The organism is Streptomyces sp. NPDC059398 (genome assembly GCF_042751845.1).
GTDB lineage: Bacteria > Actinomycetota > Actinomycetes > Streptomycetales > Streptomycetaceae > Streptomyces.
The window spans coordinates 32,085-47,355 of the sequence record NZ_JBHYWP010000063.1 but is presented as its reverse complement, the minus strand read 5'-3'; the positions used below and the strand labels follow the sequence as shown (position 1 = coordinate 47,355).

The 15,271-nt window shown below is 68.9% G+C and carries 13 protein-coding genes, 1 tRNA gene and 1 pseudogene; 10 read left to right on the top strand and 5 right to left on the bottom strand.

Features of this window, described 5'->3' with window-relative positions; translation table 11 throughout:
• From ACFXBC_RS21885 to ACFXBC_RS21865, 5 genes are all read left to right on the top strand, one after another.
• On the top strand, nucleotides 1-409 hold a 409-nt coding region (locus tag ACFXBC_RS21885; RefSeq protein ID WP_385026808.1), incomplete at its 5' end, for a transposase.
• A 518-nt stretch (nucleotides 410-927) separates the two neighbouring features.
• The gene (locus tag ACFXBC_RS21880) at nucleotides 928-1,260 is read left to right on the top strand and encodes a hypothetical protein (RefSeq protein WP_385026805.1); all 333 of its coding nucleotides are present in this window, start codon (nucleotides 928-930) and stop codon (nucleotides 1,258-1,260) included.
• Nucleotides 1,261-1,272: 12 nt separating this feature from the next.
• On the top strand, nucleotides 1,273-2,790 hold the full coding sequence (locus ACFXBC_RS21875) for a helix-turn-helix domain-containing protein (protein ID WP_385026802.1): 1,518 nt from the start codon (nucleotides 1,273-1,275) through the stop codon (nucleotides 2,788-2,790).
• Complete coding sequence (locus tag ACFXBC_RS21870) at nucleotides 2,791-3,363, top strand: helix-turn-helix domain-containing protein (protein WP_385026799.1); 573 nt, start codon at nucleotides 2,791-2,793, stop codon at nucleotides 3,361-3,363. It abuts the gene before it with no gap.
• Nucleotides 3,364-3,421: 58 nt separating this feature from the next.
• Nucleotides 3,422-3,495 (top strand) — tRNA-Met (locus ACFXBC_RS21865).
• A 163-nt stretch (nucleotides 3,496-3,658) separates the two neighbouring features.
• On the opposite strand, the gene ACFXBC_RS21860 is transcribed toward ACFXBC_RS21865, so the two are convergent.
• Nucleotides 3,659-4,654, bottom strand: a complete 996-nt coding sequence (locus ACFXBC_RS21860) for a hypothetical protein (protein ID WP_385026796.1) — start codon at nucleotides 4,652-4,654, stop codon at nucleotides 3,659-3,661.
• Nucleotides 4,655-4,785: 131 nt separating this feature from the next.
• A complete protein-coding gene (locus ACFXBC_RS21855) occupies nucleotides 4,786-6,006 on the bottom strand; it encodes a hypothetical protein (RefSeq protein ID WP_385026793.1) in 1,221 nt (406 codons plus the stop codon).
• 293 nt (nucleotides 6,007-6,299) lie between these two features.
• Here ACFXBC_RS21855 and ACFXBC_RS21850 point away from each other — a divergent pair, with 293 nt between their 5' ends.
• On the top strand, nucleotides 6,300-6,548 hold the full coding sequence (locus ACFXBC_RS21850; protein ID WP_385026790.1) for a hypothetical protein: 249 nt from the start codon (nucleotides 6,300-6,302) through the stop codon (nucleotides 6,546-6,548).
• A 524-nt stretch (nucleotides 6,549-7,072) separates the two neighbouring features.
• Here ACFXBC_RS21850 and ACFXBC_RS21845 read toward each other — a convergent pair.
• Together ACFXBC_RS21845 and ACFXBC_RS21840 are read right to left on the bottom strand one after the other, a co-directional pair.
• Entirely contained in the window at nucleotides 7,073-7,807 is a 735-nt protein-coding gene (locus tag ACFXBC_RS21845; protein ID WP_385026787.1) for a hypothetical protein, read from the bottom strand.
• Nucleotides 7,808-7,977: 170 nt separating this feature from the next.
• Entirely contained in the window at nucleotides 7,978-8,637 is a 660-nt protein-coding gene (locus ACFXBC_RS21840) for a hypothetical protein (RefSeq protein WP_385026784.1), read from the bottom strand.
• A 572-nt stretch (nucleotides 8,638-9,209) separates the two neighbouring features.
• Here ACFXBC_RS21840 and ACFXBC_RS21835 point away from each other — a divergent pair.
• Both ACFXBC_RS21835 and ACFXBC_RS21830 read left to right on the top strand, forming a co-directional pair.
• Nucleotides 9,210-10,025, top strand: coding sequence for a DEAD/DEAH box helicase family protein (locus tag ACFXBC_RS21835; RefSeq protein WP_385026781.1), 816 nt, complete (start codon nucleotides 9,210-9,212; stop codon nucleotides 10,023-10,025).
• Nucleotides 10,026-12,824: a Helicase associated domain protein gene (locus ACFXBC_RS21830; protein WP_385026814.1), complete on the top strand. Its 2,799-nt coding sequence runs from the start codon at nucleotides 10,026-10,028 to the stop codon at nucleotides 12,822-12,824.
• Nucleotides 12,825-13,033: 209 nt separating this feature from the next.
• Here the strand turns inward: ACFXBC_RS21830 and ACFXBC_RS21825 are convergent.
• Nucleotides 13,034-13,677: pseudogene (locus tag ACFXBC_RS21825) on the bottom strand (IS256 family transposase).
• Nucleotides 13,678-13,838: 161 nt separating this feature from the next.
• Between ACFXBC_RS21825 and ACFXBC_RS21820 the strand changes: the two are divergent.
• Together ACFXBC_RS21820 and ACFXBC_RS21815 are read left to right on the top strand one after the other, a co-directional pair.
• Nucleotides 13,839-15,008 carry an ISL3 family transposase gene (locus ACFXBC_RS21820; RefSeq protein ID WP_385026778.1) on the top strand — a complete coding sequence of 390 codons (1,170 nt, stop codon included), beginning with the start codon at nucleotides 13,839-13,841 and terminating at the stop codon, nucleotides 15,006-15,008.
• Nucleotides 15,005-15,244 carry a hypothetical protein gene (locus ACFXBC_RS21815; RefSeq protein WP_385026775.1) on the top strand — a complete coding sequence of 80 codons (240 nt, stop codon included), beginning with the start codon at nucleotides 15,005-15,007 and terminating at the stop codon, nucleotides 15,242-15,244. The genes ACFXBC_RS21820 and ACFXBC_RS21815 overlap by 4 nt, the downstream gene beginning before the upstream one ends.
• Nucleotides 15,245-15,271: the final 27 nt, after the last annotated feature.

Below are 15,271 nucleotides of genomic sequence, written 5' to 3'. Positions count from 1 at the left end.
CCTGACCACGCTGGAGTACGCCCTCGCGTCCCGCGAAGTTGAGCCGGGCAAGCTCATTCACCACGCCGACCACGGCTGTCAATATACGTCCATCAAGCTCACAACTCGACTCATGCGGGCGGGAGTTGAGGCATCCATGGGTTCGGTCGGGGACTCGTACGACAACGCCCTCGCCGAGAACCTCTGGATGCTCATCAAAACCGAGGGCCTCCGCGGCCGCACCTTCACCACGAGGGCCGAGGTGAATCTCGCGCTCTTCGAGTACGTCGACGGCTTCTGCAACTCCCGCCGCATCCAGGAACGGCTCGGCTTCCTCAGCCCGATCGAGTTCGAGGAGAAGTACTACGCCGAGCAGGCGACGGCCGAACCAACGAATCTGAACACCCGTCACCCCCTGCTGACCAGCTGATCAGCGGCTCCCGCATGACGGGGGAACCTCAGGGCGCAGGATGCGGGCTGGGGAGCAGGCCCGCCGGGCCCGGAACTACGGGGACTCCGGAATCCGAGTTGGAAGCGTGCGCAAGGGCCTCTGACTGCCGTCGGGCTGGCGGCGGGCGGAGGCCCGAAGGCCGGGGCGGGGGATCAGCTGGCGCCGGGGTGCGTTACTTCGCTGGGACGGGCGTGCACCAGGATTCCGAGCTTGTTCTGGGCCGCCGCACTCGTTGCAGCCGCGGATGCCCCAGTCGTCGGTGAACCGGATGTGGATCAGCTCCGCGCCGGTCGTGCAGCAGGTGTCGGTGCGGATGCCGCGCAGTACTTCGCCGTACGCCTTGGCCATGGAGTGGGTCTCCTTCGTGTCGAGGGTCGGAGCGGTGAAGTCGTGCTGGGGTCAGGAAAGGCGGTTACTTCCTAACTTGTTGCGAAGTTACATGTTCAGGTGGTAACTTCGCAACAAGTTGAAGAGTTCAGGTTCTGGGAGGTGGGCGGGTGTTGCAGATCCAGATCGGCCCCGAGCGCGAGGCGGGCCCGGACGACATGCTCGAACGGATGACCATTGGCTGGCGGCCCGGCATGAGCGAGGACGAGGCATGGGAGACCGGCCGCGGCATCTGGAAGTTCAATGCCGACCGTGCCCTGTCCCAGGACGAGGTGCAGATCATCAACACGTCAGGCACTGTCCTCGCCGTCGCGACGATCACCGGGATCTCCAAGCACGGCGACCGCTACGCCCTCCAAGGGGAGTTGCTGCGGGGCGACGACCGTGTCGGACGGCCCACCAAGAGCCCGCACTTGTCCCGCAACCCCGTAACCTACATCTGAAGGGAGCGCCCGGTGAGTGACTTCGACGCGATCGACTCGCTCCTCGCCTCCGTCGGCCCGCAGGCCGACCTCCCGGACCCCGCGGCCCGCCGCGCCTTGCGCGAGCAGGCCCAACTGTCCAAGGCACAGGTCGCCCGCGCCCTCGGGGTGAGCCCGTCCACGGTCAGTGCCTGGGAAGCCGGCCGGGTCCCGGCCGGCGAGGTGCGCGTCAAGTACGCCTATCTCCTGAACGGGTTGAGCGCCAAGCTCACCGCCGACACCGAGCCCGCGGTGGAGTCCACTGCGGCCGAGCCCGTCGCAGCGGAGGCTGCCGCTTCAGCCGAGCCCGCTTCCTCCGAGCCCGAGGGCGGCGACGAGGTAGAGGTACTCACCTCGCCGGAGCCGTGTGTGCTGTGCGGGCGTCCGGCCGGACAGCGGGTGGAGGGCTTCGCTCAGCACCTGGACCCGGCCGAATGTCAGGACAGCACAGCCGAGGCGCAGCCCGCCCCTACCGCCCCGGTCGCAGGCCGGCCTGCCCCGGCCTCGAAGCCGTCGGAGCGTGCCAAGGGCCCGGCCCGCCGGGCATTCCAGGAGCCGTCAGGCGCGGTGGGCTTGATCCATGCGGCGGTTGAGGGAGCGCTCGCCGAGCACCAGGGCGACGTGGAAGCGGCCACCGCGGCGCTGTTGAAGAAGGCGATCCCGGACACGATGCGCTTGCTGGACGAGACCCGCAAGGGCGCCCGGTACGACGTGATCGCCCACCCCGGGATTCCCGACATCCTGAAGAAGCAGACCTCCCGGGGCGCGGACCAGATCTGGGAGGCCCGCCCCAAGTGGACCCGCGCCGAACTGCCGCCCGGCGTTCATGGGGTGACGGCACTGGACATCAACGGCGCCTACCTGTCCGCCCTCAAGACTCATCTGCCGCTCGGGCAGCTCGAGCACACCACCGGCATGCCGCACGACCGCCGCCGCGCCGGAGTCCACCTGATCACCCCACCCGCCTGGGAGCACGACGCCGTGCTGCCCAACCCGATCGGCGAGCGCGACGAACCCGGACCCCTGTGGGTCACCGAACCCACCCTGCGTCTCCTGCTGCGCCTGTCCAGCCCGAAATACGGGCTGTGCGAGGCGCCGGAAGTCCACGAGTCCTACACTTCGGGGGCGACGGAGAACCTGCTGGAGAAGTTCCGCATCACGCTCAAGGACGCCCGCGACACCGCCATCGCCGACGGCGACGCGGTCACCCTGGAGTACGTGAAGGCGATGTACTCGAAGTTCGTCTCCACCATGGGGGAGTCGAATTACAACCGGGAGCTGTATCGGCCGGACTGGATGCACATCATCCGCTCCCAGGCCTTCGCCAACCTCTGGATGAAGGCGCTCAAAGCCCACGACGAAGGACTCGCCGTCGTCCGCGCGATGGGCACCGACGAACTCCACGTCATCGGCGACTGGCGCCGTGTCTTTCCCGAAGGCCGTGGGGTTACCGAGGTCAAGGTCAAAGACCTCTACACCGCGGGCACCGACACGATGGGGGAGGAGCAGTAGATGCCGGAGAGGAACAGCGACTTCGGGAGGTTCGGCGCGAGCGGCGTCAGGGGAAGCGAACTCGTCGGGCAAAAGCTCGACGACCTCGCCGGCGGCATCGCCACACCCGTCACGGCGAAGCGCGGCCTGATGGCGCGCCTGAACTATCTGACGAGGTCCGACCACGCCCGTCAGGCCGCCAGGGATGCCGGGCTGACGGTGACCGACCGCACGCTCAAGGCATGGCTGGAGGGCAAGCGCCACCCCTCGGCGAAGAACCTGAAGAAGATCGACGACGCCTACCGGGTGGTGCGCCGGCAGAACGTGGCCCGGCACCTGCTCAAGCGCCTCAACGCGAACGGCGGCACCAGGGTGGAGATCCATCCCCTCAACCAGTCCGGCGTCGCCCGCCCGCTGCAGCGCGACGTTCCCTTCCGGCACATGAAGGTGCGCCGCTGGGACCGGATCGTCGGCGCGTGGGCGGCCGGTGACCACCACGGCTTGGACGCGGCCTGGACCGACGACGTCCTGCCTGATCTGGGATCCCAGTACGGAGCGTACGAGTACTGCACCAACGTCGGCTTCGCTGCATAGCCCCTGGCCGAGGGCGGTCTGCGGACCTCGCGGGAAGACCTACGGTTGGCTTCATCGACGCGGGGTGGAGCAGCTCGGTAGCTCGCTGGGCTCATAACCCAGAGGCCGCAGGTTCAAATCCTGTCCCCGCTACTGCCGAGCAGGGTCCGGATCCATTCGAGGATCCGGGCCCTGTCGCATTTCAGGGACGCCCGCCACCTGCGGGCCCGCTGGGCGACGTGTGCGAGTGCCCGGCACGGCGTGCGAGCGGCCCGCGTACTCGTCGGTGGTGAGAGCCCGGCATCCGCGCTCTGCGTCACCACGCCTCGTCCATCGTGCCTGCCGCGGGCAGATCGAGGTATCGGGCTGCGTCGTGCAGGATCTCCGGTGTGATCGCCTCGGTGCCGTCGAGAATGGCGATCTGCGCGGCCGTGCTGAGCAGCGGTGTGAGGTTTTCCATGAGCCCGTCAGTGATGTCGTAGAGCTCTTCGGCGAGCTCCAGGAGACTGTTGGGCCGGTGGCGGCACAGCTGGAGTCTTCCGTCGAAACTGGCCAGGGCCCGGGGCCACTCGTCGGGGTGTTCGGGGCTGCGAGGGGGTAGCCGGTTGACCCAGAGGGTGGGTACGGGCCGCTGGCGCAGCGGTGCGGCGTCGGTTGTCCGGCGCAGGGCGGGGAAGCGGGCGGTGCGTGCTTCGCGGAGGATGTCGCTGGAGCCGATGCCGCTCCAGAAGACCGTCAGGCTCAGTTCGTCCGCGAGGTAGTCGAAGAAGTCGAAGGTGGGCTGCAGATCCTCGGTGCGCAGCCGGTCGATCCCGTCGACCAGGCACACCTCTACGTGGTTGGTGCGCATCACATGCACGGCGGGCCCGGTGAAGTCCTTCATGCGTTGCACGGGCCGGCTGTCGGTGTCGGAGCGGTAGAGGGCCCAGCCCAGGAACGTGGCAAGGGCGGCGGACCAGTCGGCCGGGGTGCCCGGGGTGGGCGGGGCGTTGATGCAGATCACCGGGATGCGGGTGTCGTCGATGCCGTGCAGTTTCTCGCGGCGCCCTTGGTGGCCCATGCCGATGTGGTGCAGCAGCGTGCGTTTGCCGGTGCCGCGGTAGTCGCTGTCGATGGCGATGTGCGGGCCGGGTTGGCGGCGTTCGCCGTTTCGCCGCAGCATCCGCCGTGCGAGGAGCAGTCCGCGCTGGATGTCGGTGGTCTCGACCAGACCGAGGTCGGCGCGGTATCGGACGCGGGGATCGTTCTCCCTTTTCTCCCCTTCCTCCTCGCTGTTGGCGGAGGAAGGGTCTTCCGGCGGCAGCGGAACCAAGGATGGGAGCTTGGAGGACGGTTGCCGCAGGCGGGTGCGCCACCCCAGCAGGGTGGTCGGCGGGCCGACAGTGTCGGGGGCCGGCGGGGCTGGGGGAGTGGGCGGGGACTGCGGATCACGTACCGAGGCTTTCAACGGTCCTCTCCTTGTTGGCCGTTATAGCCGTTATCGCCGTCGGCGGGCGGGTTCAGTTCGGGCAGCGAGGCGAGGAAGGCATCGACGCTCTGCCTGCTGTCCTTTACGGGCTCGCCAGCGGTGAAGAGTTCCGCAGCGGGGCGATCGAGGCGGCGGAAGGGCCGCACCGATTCCGGATCCAGCGGCGGCATACCGGCGGCATAGGGCTCCTTGGGTGCCGCCGGCCGGCGGCGGGGCGCGGGCAGGGAACGGGCAGAGGCAGCGGGTGCATCGGCGGGCCCGGGCCCCTTAGCCGCTTTGGACAGCAGGCGGTGCGTGGCCCGGGCGATGGCGGCCTCGTCGTGTCGGTGTCCGCCGACGGCGAGATGGACCTGCAGTCCTTGCTCCCAGCTCTCTTCGGTCCACCGGTCGTGCAGGATCCGCCGGTGGATGAAGGGCACCTCCACCCACGGGTCGCTGTCTGGGGCGGCCCGGTGGTTGAACAGCCAGGCGACCTCGGGCTGGTTGGGGGAGTAGTGCACCTCCCACCTTCCCTGGAAGGCCGCGAGCCCGGAGGAGCCGCGGAAGGGATCCAGGGCTCCCTTGTCCAGGTTGTAGGTGCGGTTGTTGATCTGGAAGCCCTTGCGGTTGATGCGTGCCCACACGGTCGGCAGCAGCTTGCGGTTCTCGCTCTCGGTCAGCGCCGTGGCCCGGTAGCCGCGCAGCGAGATCAGCGCTGCATACATCTGGTTCGGGGTGAGCTTCAGTCCCGGGGTGAACGGGCTGCGCAGCGCGCCGTGCGGGGTCTGCTGCCAGCGCAGCGCCACCCACTGCTCGAACAGGTCCTGCAGCTGGGCGATCGTCCACAGCGGCTGCTTGCGGACGTGTTTGCCGCGCAGGTCCAGACGGTGGTGGGTGTAGGAGGCCAGGTGCTGGCTGAAGCCGGTCTTGATCGCCAGCATGGCGCGCTCGACGATCGCCTTGTCGACGGGGGTGCGCAGCCGGGCCTCGCGGACCTCGATGCCCAGGGAGTTGCAGGAGCGGGTGAAGTCCGCGGAGACGAACGGTGAGCCGTGGTCGACGACGAGCGTCTCGGGTTTGATGACCGGCCTGGCGGCCGCACCGGCGAACCGCTCATCGGCGGCCAGCAGTTCCTCGAAGGGCAGGTCCGAGCCGCCCATGAAGGTTTCCGGGGACCACCCCGGCTGTACCGGCAGCGGTGCGGTGCTCTGCGCCACGACCTGCACCGTGTCGAAGCTGCGGGTGGCCCGCCCAGCCACCGGCCCGCACCGGCACCACGGCGGAACCGCTTGGGCACGATCAGCGCGCCGACGATGCTGCGGGTGGCCACATCGATCGCGATGGTCAGCTCCACCGAGATGATCTGTCCCTCGTCGCCGATGACCAGTACATCCAGTCCGGTGGTGTCGATCTGCACCAGTTCCCCGGGCCAGCGCGCCGTGGTCGCCCGCCGGCTGCCGGGCCGCATCGCTGAGAGCGGCGGGCCGGCCGCACGCCGGGCCGCCGCGGCATGCGCATTGTGTGCCGTGATCCCCAGACGCTGCAGCAGCCGGTAATACGTGGCCTGGCTGGGCAGCAGCGCAGCCGCGGTGGCCGCATCGGCGTCGGCGAGCTCACGAGCGTAGCGGGCCTGAACCGTCTGCTGCACACGGCCGATCAGCCGCGACAAGGTGCCCGGCGACAGACCCTGGTCGCGTTCGCCATCCAGGATCTCCCACACCAGGTCGATCACCCGCTGCTCGACGCGTCCGTGCGCTGAGGCGGCGCGCTGGCCACGCCGGTCGATCAACCCCAGCAGTCCCTCCTTGCGCCAGGCGAGGCACTTGCGCTCGATGGTGGCGGGCGAGGTCGGCCAGCCAGCCTCGGTCAACTGGTCGGTCTTGGTGCGGTAGCGCTGCTTGAGAGTGCGGAGCTCCGGGTCGAAGGCGGGTTTGGGCGGAGTGGTCGCCGGCACGTTCGGGGCCTGCTGGTGCAGCACCTCCTTCACGATGCGCTCCCACCGGGTCACCTCGCGACGCAGTGCGGCGGGCAGGGCTTTCAGCTCGTGCCCGCGGTGGGTGACCACCGTGCGGGGAGCCGCCCGGTCAAGGACCGCGAAGTCCTTCGCGGACGTCAGCACCGGCTGGAGGATGATCAAAGGCTCGGCTGTGGTGTCACCGGGCGCGTTGAGGAAGACCCGCGGACCGTGAAAGGCGGTCACCAGCCAGCGCGCCCCGCTGAAGGTGATGGTGTCGCCGAGGGCCAGAGTGTCCGCGCCGTCCGGAACCGCGCCGTGCGGTGCGGTCATCCGTCCTCCCGCAGCCATGCCGTCGATGACGGCGTCAGGAGCCTGGTCATGTCGGTGTGCAGCCGCCGTTTCCAGATCAGGTGATAGGCCAGGTCCACGCCCGCAAACATGGGCAGGCCCGCAGCCCGCACCCCGGAGCGAATGGTGCGAGGGGAAGTGAAGCGGCGGGCCAACGCCTCGGCATCGGCCACGGCCAGCCACTGTGGACTACGGACGGCGTACAGCAGCATCAGGTTGTCCAGCTCCACACCATCCGGCAGCTTCAGGACCCGCACCCGCCAGCCCGCCACAGCGGCGGCCTGGGCCAGCAGTTGCTGCCCTGCGTGCCAACGGTCGGTGATCTCCTCTGGAGCCACGCAGATGACCTCCCGCCGCGCTGCCCGTAAGGCGACGAAGTCCGGCCGCAGGCTCTGCGTGCAGCCGCCCTGTGTCCAGTGCAGCTCCATTGGCCCGGCGCTGCGCGCGGCCACCGTCGGATCCCGGTCCAGCAGCATGCCGCAGCGCTGCTGGCGCAGTGAACCGCACGCCAGCGACTGGCCGGTGGCCGAGGCCCAGGCCTTGGTGACGAAGGACTGCCGACCTGGATAGGGCACCGGCATCTGCAAGGGCGCCAGCTGTTCGAACGGCACCTGAGCGGCCTGCTCCACCGGCAGTTCACACCGGCGTCCGAACCGGTCGAGATAGCAGACGGTGATCGCCTGCTGGTCTAGGGGAGCGTCCGGCACGTACATACCCCTCCGCCAGCTCGCTGCCCGGCAAACTCGCTCCATGATCCGCCGGCCCGGGTGCCCTCGTGGCCGCTGCCGCAGCCGATCACCCGGACGAAGGGCATGGCGAACGCCGGTCCGAAACCTGCCCGGTTGAGGTCCTGCGGGCGGCGGCCCGCGCTGCCGCTCCGGGGTCACACGGGCACGGACGGGTCGTTCCATTCCCAGGGCAGACAGCACCGCTCGGCCAGGGATTGCTGCTGCTCGTCGTCGGCGTGGATGAGCGCCGTCACCGGCCGGCCCGGCTCGCCCATCTGCGCTACCGGCGGCGCGCACCGGAGATGCTGGTGCAGCCACTGTGCCACCGGGATCCGCCACGTCCCGGGCGGCAGCTCGAGCACAGTGGCCAGCTGCGCCAGGCGCTCGAGCAGCTGCGCCTCGGCCACGGCCCACGGCCCGGCGCCCTGCATCGCGCGCTGCCGCTCGTAGTCCAGCAGAGCGCGGGCCACTGCGACGGCCTCCGGGTGCATCCACAGCCACGCCGACTCCAGGTCGCTCTCCGGTCGCCCGGCGCGTTGTGCCCGCCGCGCCCAGCACCCCACGACCGTCGTGCGCCACCACCAGCCGGTGACCGCGAACGCGTCCGCGACCAGGTAAGCCCCGACGCGGCCGTGCCGGCGTTCGAACCGCTGGCGCTGCCGGTGCGCCCGCACCACCTGCGCCAGTGGGGCCAGTTCCACGCCGGAGCCGGACTGGCGCACATGGGTGAACTGGCCATGCCGGTCGCAGATCTTCCAGGACTCGGGCCAGACCAGCCAGATCGCCCCCACCCGCCCCCGCGCAGCGCCACGCACCGGCTGCAGGCCGGGACCAGATAGTGCTCCATCGGATACCACGGCCATTCCCACCGGGCCTGCTGCCCGGGCAGCAGGTGGATCTCGCGCAGATGAGGCAGCGCCCATTGCAGCCGTGACAGTTCCACATTCAGCATCGCGGCGAGCCTCTCGGCGGCCGGAGCGCTCAAGAAGACCTCGGCCAGATGCGGCTGCACCGCCTGCTGTCCCGGCTCCCCGTCGCCCAACTCGTCCAGCAGGAAGGCGATATCCACCCCCTGAGCCGCCGCCACACGCCATAGCAGCGAGCAGTTCGACTCATGGCCGGCCAGCAGCACGTTCACGCGTGCCAGACTCCGGCCCCACGCCATCCGGCTCCCGCTCCGTCCTGCAGACACATCGGCCTCGCACAGCCTCTACCTTGTGCTGTTCCTGCACAGTTACATCTACATCGCGCGCGGGCATAGAACGGGCCTGTTTCGTACGGTGTTCACCTGATCGTGTGGCAACACCGCGGGCGGGCAGCGCGTGGTCGTTCTGCTGCGCATTCTTCGGGCAGACCCACTGACCTGCCAGAACTGCGGAGTTGGCCCGTGCAACTTGATCTTTCCGGCGAACGCCTGTCCAGCAAGCTGTGGACCCGTCAGCGTGATGCCGCGGACTGTGTGCTCAACGCGTTCGCGATGGGACGCACACGACAGCAGGTGATCATGCCGTGCGGTACCGGCAAGACCCACCTCGCCGTCCACGTCGCCCACGAGATCACTACCAACAGCCGCAGCCTGACTCTGCTGCCCACCCTGGACCTGCTGAACCAGACCGCCCGCGTCTGGTACACCGCCGGCCGCCCGGGCCGCTACCTCGGGGTCTGCTCCGATCCGCAGACCAACGAGCCCGTCCTCGACGGCATCCTCACCATGACAAGCAACCCGGCACACCTGGCCCAAGCCGTACGAGACGCCGACGGCCCGGTCAACGTCTTCGCCACCTACGCCGCCCTCAAAAAGCTCCGCCTGGCCCACCACGACCATCAACTACCCCGCTGGGACATCGCCATCGTCGATGAAGCCCACCGCACCGCCGGAGCCCGAAGCAAGGCCTGGGGCGTCATCCACGACGACGACGCCATCCCCGCCCGCCATCGCCTCTACCTCACCGCCACGCCTCGTATCTGGGACGTCAACCGGGGCATCGTCACCGAACCGATCGCCTCCATGGACGATGTGTCCCTCTACGGCACCGTCGCCTACCGCTACTCCCTGGCCGAGGCCATCCACGAAGGCAGACTCGCCGACTACCGCATCGCAGCCCCCGAGATCCACCACCCGCAGCTGCGCGCCTTCCTCACCAGCCGCACGAAGCGGGGCCGTACCCCGCAGACCGATGCCGCGCGGGTCGCCGCAGCCTAACTGGCCCTGCTCAAAGCCCGCGAGGACCACCACATTCAGCGGGCGGTTGCCTTCAGCCGCAGCATCGCGCAGTGCGACGCCCTCGCCGAAACCCTCCCGCAGACCGCGGCCGCCATCCCTGGCGGACACGCGGACGGCCTGTGGGTTTCCAGCATCCACCACAAGCACTCCCGGCAGGTGCGGCGCGAACGCATGAGCCACTTCGGGCAGGCCCCCGCAGACCAGCGCAAGGGCTCGCTCGCCGAGCTCCGCGTCCTGTGCAATGTCCGCCTGTGCGTCGAAGGCGTGGACTTCCCGCTGGCCGACTCCGTGCTGTTCGCCGACCCCAAGCAATCCACCATCGACATCATCCAGGCCATCGGACGGGCCCTGCGCATCGGCCCCGGCATGAACAAGGTCTCCACCTTGATCATCCCCGTTCTGTTCGGCCCCGGGCAACGCCCCGAAGAAGCAACCTTCGGCACGCCCTACCACCTGCTCCACCAAGTCATGATCGCGCTGCGGGCCTACGACGAGCACTACTTCTACCGCCTGCCGATCAGCGGCCGCCGCCTGCTCATCTCCACCCCCGACTACGCCATCCGCCCCGCACGCGCCCTGGAGATCGCTCCCCACCTGATGCTGCGCATCATGGAACCCGAACCGGACATCTGGGACGCCGGGATGGCCGCCGCCCGGGCCTTCCAGACCGAACACGGGCACCTCGACGTCCCCAGCAATCACATCACCGACGACGGGTTTCATCTCGGCTGCTGGCTCGGCTATCAGCGCGCCCTCAAAGCTGCCGGACACCTGCCCGCCGCCCGCGTCGCCGCACTGGCCACCTTCAACATCACCTGGCGCCACGACCCGGACAGCACCGAGGCCTTCCTCGAAACCGCGCAGGCCTACGCATGCGAGCACGGCCACCTCCTTCCCCGTGACGCGCAGGAGACCTACCAGCGCCGCTCCCTCGCGCAGTGGCTCCTGCAGCAGCGCCGCCAGGACAGCGAGGGCACCCTGCCCGACCCCTACCGGCGCGCCCTGCGAGACATCGACCGCTGGTGGAACCCCCGCTGGTCCGACGCATGGCAGCGCACCTTGACCCGGGTCCGCGACAGCGCGTCCCCTCCGGTCATCACCCCCGGCCCCCTGCCCGGCGACGCAGACCACGCCACCCGTTGGCTCGACCGGCAGTTCGACATGTTCCCGACCCTGGAGAAGGAGCAGCGCCAGCAACTGGCGGCGCTGCCGTTCAAAGACAGTCCACTGGTCCTGGCGCTCCATCGAGCCCCCACCAACCACTTCGCAGGCGGGCTGCGAGCCGCCCGGCACTTCTACCGCCAGCACCACCACCTGCGTGTCCCGCCCGGCCTCCACGTCGGCGAAGGCGACAGGCGTTTCCCGCTCGGCCCATGGATCACCGACCTGTGCGCTCAGGCCCGCCAAGACGCCCTCGGCAGCGAGGAGATCGCGTCCCTGGACTCACTGGCCATGGAGTGGACACCGGCTTCCCAGCGCGCGCAGACGCCGCCGGCACCGCTTCCGTCAGCACAGAGCCCTGCTGCTGTCACGAGCAATTCCGCGGCTGGGGAGGAACCGGCTCTCCAGGACGTTGCCGCGTTGGTGGGTGCGCACGACCCGGTGTTTTGGACGGCCGAGAGCGAGCCGCCACCGGGCTTGGCCCCGATGATCTTCGGCGGGGGCGGCCGCCGGACACTGATCAGCATGCCTGCCGGAGCAGGCAAGACCACCACTGTCGCGTCCGCTGTGCTTGAACTCGCTCCGGAAACCTGCCTGATCCTCGGCCCGGATGTGCTTTACCTCCGCAAGGCCGCCGCCACCTGGCGGAAAGTGGGCGACAGGCCGCAGGCGGGCATGGGCTTCGGCCCGCACGGTGGTACCCGTCTGACCAGCGCTGCCGATCTGGCCGACTGGATCAGACAGCAGCCGCCCGGAGCGCTGGTGTTCGCCCGCTACGCAGATGCCCGGCTGGTCGCCGACAGCCACCGTCGCCACGACCTTCCTGCCTGGGGACACCTCGTCGTCGAAGAAGCGCACCGCACGGCAGAGGGCATCATCACGCCGGAACACCCCTATGCCGACATCCACTACGACGACCGCATCTTTGCCCGGCGGCGCATCTATCTGACGGCCACTCCACGCATCCCCCGCCAGATAGCACCCGGCCTCAAGGCGCGCGACGTGGACTGGGCGGTCCACATGCCCGCACAAAAGATCTTCGGTAGCCACGTCGTCCCGACGAGCCGGCAGGCACTGGAGGACGAAGAACTGCTGGCGTCTTGCCAGCTGGCGGTGGTCCGCGTCCGCAGAAACCCCGCCTCGCGGCGTCCGCGGCAATGGTCCACCCAAGCCAACGCAACCGCGCAGATCATCGAACGGCTCCGGCTGCGTCGCGTCGTGGCCGTACTGGCCACCAGGGCCGAGGCCCAGAAGTTCGCCATGCAATTGGCGGTGGACATGCTCGACGCGGAAATCCATCTGGAAGGCGATCCGGCCGTGCGGCACACACACGACCAGCCGGTCATCCACTGCGTACGCAGGAGCTACAACCCGATGCCCCGCAACCTTGACGCCATCGTGCTGCCGGACCCCAACTGCACAGCCACACAACTCGTCAACGTCCTGCGCCCACTCATGGCACAAGAGGTACGCCACGTGGCCCGCACCAGGGTCCTTGTGCCGCACGCCGTGGACAGCGACAACGACCCGCCGAGCGACCAGTCCCTCCTCGTCCAGCGTGTCACTGCCGCCTTTTGGGCGCACGCCCCCACAGAGCCCATCGCCTCGCCGCGTTGAGTAAGGCCGTGGCACCTGCCGACCTCATCGCCCCGTCGCCCCCGCCAGTGGTGAAGGTGTAGCGGCCGTCGGCTTCGGTGAGCGTCGACTTTCGGATTCCGGTCCTGGGGACCGGAGGCGGAGGGCTTCCGCCCGCATCGGCGAGGACTTCACCGAATCCATCGACCAGGGGGTGTGTCAACTTAACGGCCGATCTTGGTTGTTGAGGTTCAGTTGTTGGTCGGGGCGAGTCGACCTTCGAAGGCGATCTGGAAGGCGTTCAAAGGTGCTTTCCAGCGCTTGCGGCCCTTGCCTGTGGGATCCGGGCTCATGAGCGCCATGTAGACGCACTTCAAGGCGGCAGCCTCGTTCGGGAAGTGACCTCGGGCTCGGATCGCCTTGCGTATGCGGGCGTTCACGCTCTCGATCGCGTTTGTCGAGCAGATGACCTTGCGGATCTCGACGTCGAAGGAGAGGAAGGGCACGAACTCGGCCCAGGCTGCTTCCCACAGCTTGATGACCGCCGGATACTTCCGGCCCAGGCGTCCTGGAACTCTCCGAAGCGTTCGGCCGCCGCGCTCTCGTTCGGCGCGGTGTAGACAGGCTTCAGCGCCTTCGCGATCTTGTCCCAGTCCTGCCGGGCCGCGTAGCGGAAGCTGTTGCGCAGGAGGTGAACGATGCAGGTCTGGACAATCGTTCGAGGCCAGACGGCCTCCACGGCATCCGGGAGGCCCTTCAGCCCGTCGCATACCAGCATCAGTACGTCGTCCAGGCCGCGGTTCTTCAGTTCGGTGAACACGCGCAGCCAGTACTTCGCGCCCTCGCCCGCCCAGATGCCGAGGATGTCGCGGGTGCCGTCGACGGTGACGGCCATGACGACGTAGACGGGCCGGTTGGCGACCTGGCCGTCCCTGATCTCGGTTCTGTCGACGATCTTGTGATCCGGGCGGCTGAGCACGTTGCTCCGCCTGTTCGCGATCATGCATCGCGTGGTCTCATGATGTCCTCCTGGAGCTGTTTCCGTACCTGTCCGCGTTGCTGATCGAGGAGGTCGAGCGGCAGCCGGACCAGGTAGTGCTGAGGACGCGGGTGCGGGCGACGACCGGTTTGTGTCGGTGCGGCCAGAGCTCGGCCCGGGTGCACGGTCGGTACGTCCGCAGGCTGCGTGATGTCGCTGTGGGTGGCCTCGGTGTCGTGATCGAGTTGTGCGTCCGCCGCTTCCGCTGCGAGAACCCTTCCTGCACGGCGGTGACGTTCGCCGAGCAGGTCTCGGGGCTGACCATCCCGCACAGCCGGCATACCCCGCTGCTGGGCGAGGTTTTGACGCGGATCGGGTTGGCCCTGGCCGGCCGGGCTGGGGCCCGACTGGCGTCCGCGGTCGGCCTCACCATCGGCAGGGACACGCTGTTGCGGCTGGTCAGGTCCCTGCCCGAGCCGGAGATCGGCAAGGTGGAGGTCCTCGGCGTCGACGACTTCGCGTTCCGCAAGGGCCGCCACTACGGCACGATACTGATCGACATGGCCACCCACCGGCTGCTGTACCTCTACGACGGTCGCGACGGGGAGGATTTGGCTGCCTGGCTCCGCGATCACCCCGAGGTGAAGGTCATTTGCCGGGACGGTTCCAGCGGATATGCAGAGGGCGCTCGGGTCGGGGCGCCGCAGGCCGAACAGGTCGCGGATCGCTATCACCTGTGGGCCAACCTCGGCCAGGCGGTCGAGAAGACGGTCAACGCCCATCGCTCCCGACTGGCAAACCCGCCTCCAGCACGGGCCAGCGGTCACGACACTGGCGCGGCGGAGCCAGAGGTAGTGCAGCTCCCGGAAGAACTGAAGATCGTGGTTCGGCTGCGTGAGCAGCATGCCGCCGCCCATGAGCTGCGGGAACAGGGGATGTCAAAGGCGGCGATCGGCCGGAAACCCGGTCTGCACCAGGCGACCGTCTGCAAGCTGGTGGACGCCCGCTCCGCCGACGATGTCGTCGCCAAGAGCCTGCAGCGGGCCCATATCGTCGACCCATACGTCAGCCACCTGCACCAGCGCTGGAACGAAGGCATCCGAAACGCCGCCTCCAAGAACTCGGCTATCCGGGCGGCGAGTTGGCTGTCCAGCACCACCTGCGGCGCTACCGGAACGGGCGTGGACACGCTCCCGCCCCGGGACCCAAGCCTCCGTCGGTCCGCGAGGTCACCTCCTGGATCATGACCCACCCCGAGCACCTACGAGACGAGGACGCCGACAAGCTGCACCGGCTGCGCGAGCGCGATCCCGAACTCGACCGGCTCACTCTTCACGTCAGGAAGTTCGCCGCGATGATGACCGGCCGCCACGGCGACCGCCTCGACGACTGGATCACCGACGTCGAACGGACAGCCTGGCTCCGCTCGCGGGCTTCGCCCGCAATCTCCGCCGCGACTACGCCGCCGTCCACAACGGACTGACCCTGCCCCACAGTTCCGGTGCCGTCG

What these genes read in the sequence shown, in the direction of transcription:
- ACFXBC_RS21870 (WP_385026799.1), top strand. Translation starts at nt 2,791, where the DNA reads ATGCCGGAGAGGAACAGCGACTTCGGGAGGTTCGGCGCGAGCGGCGTC.
- ACFXBC_RS21850 (WP_385026790.1), top strand. Translation starts at nt 6,300, where the DNA reads ATGCGCATTGTGTGCCGTGATCCCCAGACGCTGCAGCAGCCGGTAATA.
- ACFXBC_RS21845 (WP_385026787.1), bottom strand. Translation starts at nt 7,807, where the DNA reads ATGTACGTGCCGGACGCTCCCCTAGACCAGCAGGCGATCACCGTCTGC.
- ACFXBC_RS21815 (WP_385026775.1), top strand. Translation starts at nt 15,005, where the DNA reads ATGACCCACCCCGAGCACCTACGAGACGAGGACGCCGACAAGCTGCAC.